The organism is Nocardia sp. NBC_01377, assembly GCF_045040005.1.
Classification (GTDB): Bacteria; Actinomycetota; Actinomycetes; order Mycobacteriales; family Mycobacteriaceae; genus Nocardia; species Nocardia noduli.
In genome coordinates this window covers 7,898,625-7,911,816 of the sequence record NZ_CP109566.1, presented here as the reverse complement: position 1 = coordinate 7,911,816, position 13,192 = coordinate 7,898,625, and the positions used below count along the sequence as shown (strand labels likewise).

At 71.1% G+C, this 13,192-nt stretch carries 10 protein-coding genes; 2 read left to right on the top strand and 8 right to left on the bottom strand.

The window, feature by feature from the left end:
• Positions 1 to 20: 20 nt before the first annotated feature.
• A complete protein-coding gene (locus OG225_RS36385) occupies positions 21 to 704 on the top strand; it encodes an energy-coupling factor ABC transporter permease (RefSeq protein ID WP_405179249.1) in 684 nt (227 codons plus the stop codon).
• Positions 705 to 792: 88 nt separating this feature from the next.
• Here the strand turns inward: OG225_RS36385 and OG225_RS36380 are convergent, their stop codons facing one another.
• Entirely contained in the window at positions 793 to 960 is a 168-nt protein-coding gene (locus OG225_RS36380) for a hypothetical protein (protein WP_405179248.1), read from the bottom strand.
• A complete protein-coding gene (locus OG225_RS36375) occupies positions 957 to 1,166 on the bottom strand; it encodes a heavy-metal-associated domain-containing protein (protein ID WP_405179247.1) in 210 nt (69 codons plus the stop codon). The genes OG225_RS36380 and OG225_RS36375 overlap by 4 nt, the downstream gene beginning before the upstream one ends.
• Before the next feature lie 280 nt (positions 1,167 to 1,446).
• Here OG225_RS36375 and OG225_RS36370 point away from each other — a divergent pair, with 280 nt between their 5' ends.
• Positions 1,447 to 3,396 (top strand): cytochrome c oxidase assembly protein, encoded by a 1,950-nt coding sequence (locus tag OG225_RS36370; RefSeq protein ID WP_405179246.1) that lies wholly within the window; start codon positions 1,447 to 1,449, stop codon positions 3,394 to 3,396.
• Here the strand turns inward: OG225_RS36370 and OG225_RS36365 are convergent.
• The 6 genes from OG225_RS36365 to OG225_RS36340 all read right to left on the bottom strand — a co-directional run bounded on the left by OG225_RS36365 (position 3,354) and on the right by OG225_RS36340 (position 13,094).
• On the bottom strand, positions 3,354 to 5,639 hold the full coding sequence (locus tag OG225_RS36365) for a heavy metal translocating P-type ATPase (protein ID WP_405179245.1): 2,286 nt from the start codon (positions 5,637 to 5,639) through the stop codon (positions 3,354 to 3,356). The two genes, OG225_RS36370 and OG225_RS36365, sit on opposite strands and share 43 nt — an antisense overlap.
• A 141-nt stretch (positions 5,640 to 5,780) precedes the next feature.
• Entirely contained in the window at positions 5,781 to 9,866 is a 4,086-nt protein-coding gene (locus tag OG225_RS36360; protein WP_405179244.1) for an AMP-binding protein, read from the bottom strand.
• Between the two features lie 3 nt (positions 9,867 to 9,869).
• Positions 9,870 to 10,091, bottom strand: coding sequence for a phosphopantetheine-binding protein (locus OG225_RS36355; RefSeq protein WP_405179243.1), 222 nt, complete (start codon positions 10,089 to 10,091; stop codon positions 9,870 to 9,872).
• 26 nt (positions 10,092 to 10,117) lie between these two features.
• Positions 10,118 to 11,644 (bottom strand): AMP-binding protein, encoded by a 1,527-nt coding sequence (locus tag OG225_RS36350; protein WP_405179242.1) that lies wholly within the window; start codon positions 11,642 to 11,644, stop codon positions 10,118 to 10,120.
• Positions 11,641 to 12,210 (bottom strand): FcoT family thioesterase, encoded by a 570-nt coding sequence (locus OG225_RS36345; protein WP_405179241.1) that lies wholly within the window; start codon positions 12,208 to 12,210, stop codon positions 11,641 to 11,643. Before OG225_RS36345 ends, OG225_RS36350 begins: the two co-directional genes overlap by 4 nt.
• Complete coding sequence (locus OG225_RS36340; RefSeq protein ID WP_405179240.1) at positions 12,207 to 13,094, bottom strand: TauD/TfdA dioxygenase family protein; 888 nt, start codon at positions 13,092 to 13,094, stop codon at positions 12,207 to 12,209. The genes OG225_RS36345 and OG225_RS36340 overlap by 4 nt, the downstream gene beginning before the upstream one ends.
• Positions 13,095 to 13,192 lie beyond the last annotated feature (98 nt).

The following is a 13,192-nucleotide window of genomic DNA, read 5'->3' as shown; positions in this document are numbered from 1 at the left end:
TTCATCGGAAGGACCGCGCAATGCATATCGAACCGGGAATCGTCGAAGGCCCGAAGATCATCCTCAGCTACGCCACCTCGGGCGCCGCGGGCGTCTACGCCGCCACGCTGGCGTATCGACATTTCAGAGAGCGCGGGCCGCTCTCGCTGCTCGGCGGCACCGCGGCGACCACCGCGGCGGTCTTCACCTTCTTCGAGATCCTGCCGCACTATCCGGTCGGCGTCTCCGAGGTCCACCTGATATTGGGCTCCACGTTGTTCCTGCTGTTCGGGGCCGCGCCCGCCGCGTTCGGGCTCGCGCTGGGCCTACTCCTGCAAGGGGTGTTCTTCGCGCAGTTCGACCTGCCGCAATACGGTATGAACGTCACGACCCTGCTGGTGCCGCTGTTCGCGCTGCAATTCGTGGCGCGGAAGGTGATCGCCGCCGACACCCCGTACGTGCGGCTGAAATACCGTCAGGCGCTCGCGCTCTCGACCACCTACCAGGCGGGCATCGTGACCTGGGTCGCGTTCTGGGCGCTCTACGGCGAGGGCTTCGCGGTGCGGACCGTCGCCGATATCGCCACGTTCGGTCTGTCCTATCTGGTCGTGATCGCGATCGAACCGTTGGCCGACCTGGCGGTCCTGGCCGGAGCGAAGACACTGCACCAACTGAAGGACAGCAGCCTGCTGGAACGGCGGCTCTACAACCCCAGCCCCGCCTGACCGTATATCGTTGCGCGCCGCCGGGTTTCGATGAACTCGAAACCCGGCGGCGTCCGTTTTCCCGAATGCCGGGCAGCGCGCTCGCGGCTCACCGACCGGTCGACGAGACGCCGCGGTGGTCGTGGGGCGGCGCGTCGGGAATGTCCGACCATGGACCGAATCGGCCCACCAGCCAGGCGAGGGCGAACACGGCGGCCAGCGCGGCGACGAAGGCGAGCACGCGCAGCCACACAGGCTCGGGTCCGTCACCGTTCACGCATCGACCACTTCGTAGCCCGCCTCGTCGACGGCCGCGCGGATCACGTCGTGGGCGCCCGAGGACGCGCCGGTCACAGTCACCTTTCCGGTGGCGATCTCGACATCGACCGAGTCCACTCCGGGCAGCGCGGTCAGCGCGCCGGTGATCGCGTTCGAGCAGTGCTCGCACGACATCCCCGACACCGTGTACGTGGTCTCGCTCATGACGTCCCTTTCCTCCGAGTCGCCGCCGCGCACCAGGCACGACAGGTTTCCGCATCAATTGTCGGATGCCGGGCGCGCGTGGTTCCCACGGGCTCCCGCGCTATCGTGACCACGGCGGTTCCCGTGCCCGACGCGGCCGACCTCCCTATCCGGCGACGGCCGCGGAGATTCCCGTCACATCCGTGTGCGCGAGGGAACCATGACCTCGCCGTGACCGACCGTAGACATCGGCGGCCGACGGTCGGACCGCGGCGACGACAGATCTCGGAAGGATGTGGACGTGGGTATCGGTGCGTACTCCGCGCGAACGGTCCGGTTGGCCGCGGTGGCACTGTCGGCGGCAACAGTGCTCGGCGCGGCCGTTTCCGCGGGCGCGATGCCCTACACCGCGGCGGGCACGGCCTTCCCCGGACTGACCCAGGCGATCCTCTACACGGTGTTGCGGGCGGTCGCGATGGCTGCGGGCGCGGTCACGGTGGGGGCGGCGCTGTACACCGTGTGCTGCACAGAGACCGTCGAGAACGAGCGGGTCGGCGTGGACGGCTACTACGGACTGCACCTCATCGAGCGCGCGAGCGCGGTGTGGGCGGTGGCCGCGATCGCGCTCATCCCGGTCTCGGCCGCCGATATCGGCGGCATGACGACAACCCGGACGCTCGGTTCCGGTGCACTCGCCGCGTTGATCGACGCGGGTGACCGACCCAAGGCGTGGATCGCGGTCGCGATCCTCGCCTGCGGGGTCGCGGTGCTTTCCAGATTGAGTCTGGCGTGGATGGGCGCGGTGGTCGCGCTGGTGGTCTCGGCCGTCGGCGTGCTGCCGCCGGTATTGGTGGGTAACGCGGGCGAGGGGCCGGACCACGACTTCGCGACCGGAGCGGTGATGCTGTTCCAGGTGGCGGTGTCGGCGCTGTGCGGCTTGCTGTGGTGCGCGAGCGCGCACATCACGCGTGGGGGCGCGCACACGGAGACGGTGATCGCCCGCGTCCGTTCGCTGACCATGCTGTGCCTCGGTGTCGCCGCCGTCACGGGCGCGGTCCTGGTCGCGATTCTGCTTCCGCCGGAGCGGATGCTCACGACCGGGTACGGGCGGCTGGTGCTCGGCGCGGTCGCCCTCGGTGCGCTGACCGGGTGGCTGGTGTGGCGCGCGCGGCCGGACCGGCCGGGTGAGGGTGTCCTGCTGGCGGCGGCGGGCGCGGCGATGCTCGTCGCGGTCTCGGCACTGTCCGCGGCGGGGGTCAGGCCCGCTCCGGCGTTCGCCGGGCGATCGTTCACCGCGCACGAGGCGTTCATCGGCTTCGACGTGGTGAACGCCCCGACCGCCTTGCGGATGCTCACGTTCTGGCGCTTCGACGTCGTCCTCGGCGGCGCCGCTGTCGCGGGCGCGGTCCTGTACTGCTACGGCGTGCTGCGGCTGCGTCGGCGCGGCGACGCGTGGTCGCCGTGGCGGACCCTGTCCTGGCTCGGCGGATGCGCGAGCCTGCTGATCGCGACCTCGTCGGGCGTCGGCGCCTACGGGTACGCGATGTTCAGCCTGCACATGATCACCCACATGGCGTTGAACATGGTGGTCCCGGTGCTGCTGGTGCTCGGAGCGCCGGTGACGCTGCTGCTGCGGGTCGTGCCCGCGGCGGGGCGCGGCGGGGCGCGCGGGTTGCGCGAGGGCGTGCTCTTGGTACTGCACGCCAGGCCCACCGCCGTGCTGGCCCACCCCGCGTTCTCGATTTCGATGTTCGTGGTGTCGCTCTACGGGCTGTACTTCACGCCGCTGTTCGAGAACCTGATCCGCTACCACTGGGGGCACGTGCTGATGAACGTGCACTTCCTGATCGTGGGCTATCTGTTCTATTGGGCGATCATCGGCATCGATCCCGGCCCGCGCAGGCTGCCGCATCTGGGCAGGCTGGGCATGTTGTTCGCGATCATGCCCTTCCACGCGTTCTTCGGGGTCGCGGTGATGTCGATGACCTCGGTCATCGGCGACCGGTTCTACACCAACCTCCAGTTGCCGTGGGGTATCGACCTGCTGGCGGATCAGCGGGCAGGCGGCGGTATCGCCTGGGTGGCCGGGGAGGTTCCGGTGCTGATCGTGGTCGGCGCCCTGCTGACGCAGTGGGTCGCCCAGGATCGCCGGGTGGCCGCGCGCACCGACCGCAAGGACGAGACCTACGGCGACTCCGATCTGGACGCCTACAACGCCATGCTCGCCGAGTTGGCGCGCTCGCGCCGCTGACCCGCGCGGCGCAGGCGCAGGCTGTTGGTGACCACGAAGAACGACGAGAAGGCCATCGCCGCACCGGCGACCAGGGGGTTGAGCCATCCGGCGGCGGCGATCGGGATCGCGACGACGTTGTAGCCGAAGGCCCACACGAGATTGCCCCGGATGGTGCGCAGTGTCGCGTGCGCGAGTTCGATGGCGTCGGGCACGGTGTCCAGGTCGGCGCGCACCAGGATCACGTCCGCGGCCGCGATGGCGACATCGGTACCCGCCCCGATCGCGAGCCCGAGATCGGCGGTGGCCAGGGCCGCGCCGTCGTTGATGCCGTCGCCGACCATCGCGACCCGGTGCCCTTCCTCGCGCAGGGCGGTGATCCTGCTCACCTTGTCCTGCGGGAGCAGTTCGGCGAAGACCTCCGTGACACCGATCTCGTCGGCGACCGACCGCGCGGCGTAGCGGTTGTCGCCGGTGAGCATGACGGTGCGCAACCCCAGCCGGTGCAGTCGCGATATCGCGGCGGCGGCGGAATCCTTGACGGTGTCGGCGACCGCGATCACCGCCACGGCCGTGCCGTCGACCGCGACGTACACCGCGGTGTGCCCCATCCGTGCGTGCCGATCGAACGCGGTCTCGAGCGCGGCGGGCACCGGCAGGCCCCGTTCGGTCATCAGCCGCGGGCGGCCGATCAGCACGTGTCGGCCTCCGACGTCGCCGTGCGCGCCGAGGCCCGGCAGCGCCTCGAACGCCTCGACCTGCGCCAGCTCGCCCGCGCGCCGGGCCCACGAGGTGATCGCCGCGGCGACAGCGTGCTCGGAGGCCGCCTCCACCGCCCCCGCGAGCATCGGAACCTCGGATTCCTCGATCCCGGACGCGGCGACCCCGACGACGCGCATCACGCCGTTGGTGACCGTGCCGGTCTTGTCGAAGACCACGACGTCGACATCCCTGGTGGCCTCGAGCGCCTGATGGCCCTTGATGAAGATCCCCGACTGCGCGCCGCGTCCCGAGGCGACCATGAGCGCGGTCGGGATGGCCAGGCCGAGCGCGCACGGGCACGCCACCACCAGCACCGCGATGCCCGCGGCGCCCGCGCGGTCGAGTCCGCCGCCGAGCGCGAGCCACACCGCGAACGTGCAGGCCGAGATGGCGAACACGACGGGCACGAACACCGCCGAGACCCGGTCGGCGACCCGCTGCATCCGGGCCTTGCCCTGCTGGGCCCGCTCGACCAGGCCGATCATGCCCGCCAGGGCGGTATCCGCGCCGACGGCCGTCGCTTCGACCACGATGCGTCCGGTCAGCGATACGGTGCCGCCGACGACCTCGCTGCCCTCCGTGATCTCGACGGGAACCGACTCACCTGTCATCGCGCCCGCGTCGAGGCTGGTCGCGCCCCGCACGACCACGCCGTCCGCGGCGATCGTCTCGCCGGGACGCACGACGAAGCGCTGTCCCGCGCCGAGTTCGGAGACCGGCACGGTGATCTCACGCCCGTCGCGGGTCAGCACCGTCACCTCGTTGGCGGCCAGCGCGGCCAGCGCCCGCAGCGCACCGCCCGCGGTCCGCTTGGCCCTGGCCTCGAAATAGCGTCCGGCGAGCACGAAGGTGACGATGCCCGCGGCGACCTCGAGATAGATCGAGTCGCTGGACCAGATCGCCGCCCAGACCCCGTCGGGTGTCTCGGTGCGCGCGGGCGAGAGGTACATGGTGTGCAGGGACCAGACGGTGGCGGTGAGCACGCCCACCGACACCAGGGTGTCCATGCTCGCGCCGCCGTGTCTGGCGTTGGCGAAGGCCCTGCGGTGGAACGGCGCGGCCGACCACAGCACCACCGGCAGCGCCAGGACGGTGAGCAGCACCTGCCAGCCGTCGAATCGCGCGCTCGGGATGAAGGCGAACATCACCGACAGATCGGCGAGCGGGAAGAACGCGATCAACGCGACGAACAGGCGTCGGCGCAGGTCGATGACGGCGGCTTCCTCGCTCGTCGAGCCGGCGAGCGCCGGGCGCGCCGCGGTGGCGGGTTCGGCGGAGTACCCGGCGGCCACCACTTCCGCGCACAGCCGCTCGGGAGTGATCGAGGCGTCGGCGTCGACCGTGGCCGTGCCGGTGGCGTAGTTCACCGACGCCGTGACCCCGTCGAGTTTGTTGAGCCTGCGCTCGACCCGGTTGGCGCAGGCGGCGCAGCTCATCCCGCCGACCGCGAGGTTGACGCGGGTCGGCGCGGCGACCGTGGTCGCCTCGTGGTCGGTGATCATCGCGACTCCCTTTCGCGGGACGGACGGGTTCGACAACGGTCGACAGATGCGCGAGGGGTGAGGGACACGCCAAGGCAGTCGGATCGTAGCGAACGCCGGTTCCGGCGCGGTCGGGTGATCCCGGCGACACGGCGCCGCGGGTCAGCGGGTGCCGGTGGGCTGCGGCGCGCGCAGTCCGAGCAGGTCGACCACGTCGGCGGCGGTGCAACCGGGCACCGGCGTCACGTGATCGGAGATCCAGTCGGGGTCGAATCCGGCGAGTTGGATATCGCACCACCGCAGCACGGCCGCGCGGGACAGGTCATCGAGTTCGGCTGCGCGGGCCACCCGATCCCGCCACTCGGGCAGCGGCACCGTGGGGCCGGTGCCGATGAGGTCGAGCACCTCGGCGAGGGCGACGGGCTCCGGTCCGGCGGGGTCGAGGACGCGCGCTCGGGCGACAGGTCGCCCGCGGGTCGTATCGATGATGACGCGGGCGGCGGCGTCGGCGCGGATCACCGGTTCCCGCACCGTGGTTCGGGGACGTGCCCGCACCGAGGCCACCGCCGCCGCGATGTCGTGCAGGAAATCGCCCGCCGCGCCCCTGGTGTCGCGCGGGTGCGGCAGCACCCGCCCGAGGCGCACGACGGTGGTCGGCACCCCGAACTCGGTCGCGGCGACCGCCGCCAGATGCTCGGCGACGGATTTGGTCTTGGCATATCCGGTCGGCAGCGCGTCGGGGACGGCCAGGTTCCCCCTCGGCCCGGCGGCGGTGGCGGTCGAGACCGCGGTCAGCGCCGCGCCGCAGGCGCGAGCCAGGCACAGCAACCGATGCGTCGCACCGACATTGGCGGGGCGAAGGCTCCGGTAGGAACGTAGCGCGCTGATCTCGGCCGCGCTGTGCACGATGTGCCCGAGCCCGTCCCGAACACCGGGGCCGACGGCCGCGACATCCCCGACGAGGACCGACAGACGCCCCGCGCGCCACGCACGCTCGAACGCCGCCGCGGCGGACACGGCGGCACAGGCCGCGCGCAGCCGGGACGCGCCGCGCTCGGGGTCCTCCGCTCTGACCAGGGCGATCACCTCGTGGTCGGTGGTGTCGAGCAGCTCGGCGAGCAGATAGGCCCCGAGCAGGCCCGTTCCTCCGGTGAGCAGAACCCGTCCCGGTGCGCCCGCACCGGGGGCGACGGCGGACAGGCTTGCCCGCAAGGCGACGACCTCGGCCGCCAGGTCCACCGGTTCCGGTGCGCTGTCGCGGACACGTGCCGCCAGCGCGCCCGCGCTCGGGCGGGCCAGGACCTCCTCCACGTCCACCGCGACTCCGAGGGCGACCGTCAGCCGGTTCGCCAGCGCGATCGTCTGCATACTGGTGCCGCCGCAGGCGAAGAAGTCGTCCTCGGCGGTCAGGTCGTCGCGGCCGAGGACCGCGCGGAAGACACCCAGTATCGGGTCGGTCGCGGGATCCTCGGTCGCCGCGACGGCCGGGATCGCCCGCCGGCCGGCCGCGCGGTTTCCGGTCCGAGGCAGGCTCTCGACCGGGATGATCCGCGCGGGCACCCACGCCGGGGGCAAACGCCGCGACAGCCGCCGCCGTACGGCAGCCAGTCGCTCGGGGTGGATCGGCTGGTCGGCGGTGACCAGCGCGTCGAGCGCGAACTCGCCGTTGCGGGTGATCCTCGCGTCGCCGATATCCGGCTCGCCGCGCAGCAGGTCCTCGATCGCGCGCACCGCGACGCGCCCGCCACCGATCTTCAGCACGTCGTCGACGCGCTCGAGGTAGTGCAGGACTCCGTCCGCGTCGACGTGGACGCGATCGCCGGTGTCGAAGGCGCGCACCATCCGCTCACCCACCGGGATCTCCCGGAATCCCGATCCGGCGTCGGCGGGCAGATAGCCGTCGGCGAGCATCGGCCCGTACAGGTGCAGCACACCGGTGCCGACGGCCTGGTCCGGATCGAGGAGATCCACCGCGAGCACGGCCCCCGCGTGCGGGAACAGCGGGCCGAGCGGGACCGGCGCCGAGCCGTCCGCTTCGGCGCACGCGCACACGACCGCGGCCTCGCTTGGACCGTAGCTGTTGACCAGCGCGGGCCCGTCCGTGCGCCGCCAGCGCGCGACGAGCTCCGGTGCGACCTCCTCGCCGCCGATGACGACCTGGCGGACCGACGGCGGCAGTTCGGCCGCGCCCGCGTCCCTGGCGATCGCGAGTTCGTGCCATAGCGCCGTGGGCAGATCGAGCACGGTGGCCTCGGCCCGGCGGGCCAGGTCGAGCAGGGCGGCGAGCGAGCCGCGATCCGCCGCGCGGGTCGCGATGACACATGCTCCGGCGGCCAGCGTGACGAAGATCTCCTCGATGCTGGTGTCGGCGCGCAGCGGCGCGAACTGGATCACCCGGTCGCCCGGTCCCCACCCGTAGCGATCGGCCGCGTCGGCGGTGAACGCCGCGAGTGCGCCGCCGCCCACGCGCACCGCCTTGGGTCGCCCGGTCGACCCCGAGGTCGTCACCACATACCCCGCCCCGGCGTGGACTTCGTCGTCCGCGGCCCCGCAGGCCGGGACTGCGGTGACATCGATGACCCCGCCCGGCAGGGCCGACCCCAGTCGCGCCGCATTGGTCGCCTGCCGCTCACCGTGGGTCAGCGCATCCGGCTCGAGCGCCGTCACCAGCCGATCCAGTTCTTCCGGGGGCAGCGTCACATCCAGTGCCGCGTGCGCCGCACCGGCGAGTTGGACGGCGAGCACGGTGATGACGTCGCAGGCTCCTCCCTCCGGCAGGATCGCCACGATCGCCCCCCGGCGCACCCCGCGCGCGGCGAGCGCACGCGCGCGGGCGCGGGCCGAGGCGAACAATTCGGCGGTGGTGATCGTGCGCGGTCCGTCGACCAGCGCCGGGGCGTGGGGAGCGCGGCGGGCGTGGTCGCGCAGGCGGGCCAGTGGAGCCGCGCACGGCGTGGTGACCGGCTCCGAGACCAGCACGTACTCGGTGGCGAGATCGCCGATCGCGCCGTCTCCCGATCGTGCGACGGCCTCGATGGCCCGGACCACGGCGTCGGCGTGGCGGCTCAGTTCCGCGTCGGTGTATCCGCGCGGATTCGCGCCCATCACCAGTTCCGCCGCACCGTTGCGCAGATACAGGTGGATGGACAGATCCTCCACCGGCCCCGCGCTGAGGTTGTGCGCGTCGACCTCGATGCCGGGCAGGTCGAGGTCGTAGTCGAAGGGCATGATGTTGACGATCGGGCCGAGCAGGCTGCGTCCGCCGCCGATCAGCCCGAGCCGGGCGCGCAGCAGTTCGTGCCGGTAGCGCGCATGTCCGCGCGCGGCGCGCATGGTGGCCCCGATGCCCGCGGCGAGTTCGGCGACGGTCTCGCGGGGATCCACGCGCACCGGCAGCGCGACGGCGTTGAGGATCATGGCGGGCACGACCGCCGCGACCGATCCCATGCGATTCATCATCGGCACACCGAGGACCACATCGCGTTCGCCGGTGCGGCGGGCCACATAGATCGCGACCGCCGCGAGCACCGATTCGGCGAGACCGTATCGCACGCCGGTCCGCGGTTGGTACCGAGTGAGGCGGCGCCGCGTGCGCAGCCGATCGCCCGACGGCGAGCCGGGCGTCGCGGTGAGGATCGGCGCACTGCGCCTTGGCAGCGTGTCGAGCCAATAGTGCTGCGCCTGGGAATATCGCGGCGACCTCTCGTAGGCGAGCTCGTCGGCGACCACATCGGCGAGGCCGCGTTCGGGTCGCGGTAGGCGGCGTCCGTCGAGCAGCGCGCGGTAGTGGTCGGCCGCGCGTGCGGCGCAGACGGCGAATCCGTAGCCGTCGAGGGCGACGTGGTGCGCGCGGTGGTACCACACGACCGTGTCGGAGGCGGTGATCAGGACCAGGTGCCGCGCGGTCACCGCGGCGAAGGGGTCGCACGGTTCGGCCAGATCGGCACGCATCAGCGCCCGCGCCTCGGTGTCGGGCTCCGCGTGGGCGGACAGGTCGACGAGTGTCACCTCAACGTGTTCGGGCGCCGCGATGTACTGCCGCACACCGTTGTCTGTATGCCGCAACCGAATGCGCTGGGCCTCGGTGTCGGCGACCATGGACCGCACCGCGCGCGCCCACAGCTCGCCGTCGACCGCGCCGCGCAACGTGAGGTATTCGGCCAGCGCGAAAGCGCCGGTGTCGCGCCACAGGCGTTGCGCGTCGACGATGCCGCGCTGCGCCGGGGTGAGCGCGAGTTCGCCCGTCACCGGTCATACCCCCAATTTCTCGAACCACGCACCGAGCACCGGTTTCTCGGCCAGGTCGGCGAAGGAGATCCGCGCGCCCGCCGTGCGCCAGCGGTCGATCAGGGTGGCCAGCCGCAGGGAATCGAGTCCCACGTCGACGAGTTCGGTGTCGTCGGTGAGTTCCCCGGGATCGGCGAAGAGTACGTCCACGAGGTCGGCGATCACTTGTTGCCTGGTCAATGGCATTCGGCAGTCCTGTCCGGGTTCGGAGATCAGTTGACGCGCCGGTCACGGCCCGCCCAGAACCGTTCGCGCAGTTCGCGGCGCAGGATCTTGCCGCTCGGATTACGCGGGACGACATCGATGAACTCGTAGCGCGAGGGCACCTTGAATCCGGCCAGCCGCCCCGCCAGGAACCGGGCCAGATCCCTTGTGGTGACCTCGGTTCCGGGTCGGGCGACGACGAAGGCGTGCACCCGCTCGCCCCACCGGTCGTCGGGAGCGCCGACCACGGCGCAGTCGTGTACCCCGGGGTGGGCGGCGATGGCCTTCTCCACCTCTGCCGGGTAGACGTTCTCGCCCGCGACGATGATGAGGTCCTTCACCCGGTCCCGGATCACGAGATATCCACCGTCGTCGAGGAATCCGGCGTCGCCGGTGCCTATCCAGCCCTCGGGTGAGAGGGTGGCCGCGGTCGCGTCCGGGTCAGCGAAGTACTCGACCATGCGGGCCGGACTGCGCACGAACACCTCCCCCGATTCGCCGGGCGCGCGCGGGGTTCCGTCCTCGTCCCGGATCTCGATGTCGACGCCGGGATACGGCAGGCCCGCCGCGTCCAGCCGTCGCCGGTCCGCGCGGTGATCGGCGGGCGGCAGGCAGATCGCGGTGTTGCCGGTCTCGGTCAGCCCGTAGATCTGGGCGAAATCACAGTCGAAGACCTCGACCGCTCGGGCGAGCAGGTCAGGACCGATCGGCGAACCGCCGTAGACGATCTTGCGCAGCGAGGCGAACTCCGACGCGCCGACACCGGGCTCCGACAGCATCAGCAGCAACATCGCGGGCACGAAACAGCTCGTCGTGACCGCGTTCTCGCGGACCGCTCGGATCGCGTCGACGGCGGTGAAGACCGGGAGCACGACGTTGGCCACGCCCGCGTTGAGACCCTGTGTCGCCCACCACATACCGCCGATATGGAACGACGGCAGCGCGATGAGTCCGACATCGTCGGCCCGCCAGTCGATCCAGTCCAGTCCCGCCGAGTCCAGCAGTCCGCGCACCGCGAAGAAGCTGCGATGCGCCAGCACGACACCCTTCGGCCTGCCGGTCGTTCCGCTGGTGTACATCTGCACCACCGGCGTGTCGGAGGTCGCGGAGAATTCCCCGACGGCGCGGTCCGGCGCCCGGTCCCGCCACGCCGGGTACTCGGCCACCTCGACCACCGTGGCGCCGGTGGCGCCCACCCGGCCGGGATCATCGGTGACGACGACACCGGCGTCGCTGTGGCCGAGGATATAGGCGATCTCCTCCGGCGCGAGCCGCCAGTTGACAGGGACCAGAACCGCGCCGAGTCGCGCACAGCCGTAGAGCAATTCGTAGACCGCGGGGGTGTCGAGGGCGAGGTGGACGACTCGATCGCCCGCGCCGACGCCTGCCGCGGCCAGCGCACGGGCCACCGATCGTGAGCGCGCGGCGAGTTCGCGGTAGGTGAGCGTGTCCGTGCCCGCGATCAGCGCGCGGGATCGCGGGCTGATGACCGCATGGTGTTCGAGTGCCGCCACCAGTGTCGAGGGCGAGTTCATCGCGCCGCGTCGGCCACGGGCTGCCCCGGCGGGTCCAGCAGGACTATCTCGATGTCACCGCAGGCGTAACCGCCCGCCGGATCGGTGAACTCGACCCGGGTCCGCAAGGCGAACAACGGCCGCGAACGGTGCCGGAATTCGATGTCGCCGATGGTCAGCGTCGCCGAGTACCCACTCGACCGGATGGGACGAACGTATCGGCTCTCGAATCTGCTGATCAGCACCGAGGGCAGTTGCCTGACCCAGTAGTCGGCCAGCGACCAGTTCGCGATCTCGGGCGCGAGCCGGTCACGGATGGTCACGGCCAAGGTGTAGTAGATCAGCTGGTTGTAGGAGATATTGAATTCCACGGCGTTGAAATGGCCGGTGTCCTCGATGTAGCAGGACTCGGTGATGGCGAATTCCCCCACCCCGACGATCGAGTCGCCACGCGGCTCGACGTGGGCGCGCCGCAGGTAGATGGTGTCCTTGCTCGCGTAGGGGCGCATGGTCCGCTCCAGCAGCGCGATATCGGCGGCGGTGGCATCCGATACCGAAGGGCCGTTCGGTGATTCGATCGTGGTCACGCGGCTTCCTCACTGGTCAGGGGGAATTCGTCGAGAACGGTCACCCGATACGACTCGGTCGCCTCGTTCCCGGGGTTGTGCAGGGCGCGGTGGATCAGGGTGCGGTTGTCCCACAGCACGAGGTCGCCGGGCTCATAGGAACGCAGGAAGATGTTCTCGTGCTCGTAGCCGGTGTCGAGTTGACCCGAGGCGGCCAGCAGGTCCGTCAGCAGCGCCTCGGGCAGCGCGGCGCCTGCGGCGTCCTCGATGGCGTAGGTGAACGCCTCGGAGATGTAGAGCAGGTCTTCCCCGGTCACCGGGTGGCGCAGGACCGTGGGCCACCGTTGCGGCGGCGTACGGCGCTCCACCTCGGCGATGATCTGCCCGAGTGGGCGGAACACGTCCTCGGGCCGGATCTTCACATAGCGGCGCGCGCTGTGCAGGCAGTAGGTGTTCTCGATCGCCGCGCGCAGGCGCGGGCCGAGCCGCCGGTACGCCTGCGCCATATCGATGAAATAGGTGCCTCGGCTGACGGTGGGGAGCTTCCGCGGATAGAAGCAGGTGATCGCGAAGGGGCGCGGCATGAACTGATAGTCCGAATGCCAGAACGCCCCGGTCTTCGGCACTCCGACCCGGCCGGTGTCGCGGCTGATGTTCGAGGAGACGAAGACGTATTCGCTGTCCGGATGGTGGTACATGGGTTCGTAGTAGGCGACCGGTTCGCCGAATGCCGCGCCCAGCGCGACGAATTGCGCGACATCGAGCGTCTGCGCCTTCAGCACCACGATCTTGTCGTGGTAGACGTGACGTCGCAGGGTCGCCAGATCGTCCGCGGTGACCGCCGCGGGATCGAAATCGTGCACCTCGATGCCTCGGCCACCCTCGCTGCGGGTGTCGATCCTCATGTTCTTCCTCTGTCCAGCTGTGCGGTCCGACCGATGTGCGCCCCGGAGGACCGCGGTGATGATGCGAGCCGACAGGCCGCCCCCGCCAGGAGCCGTTG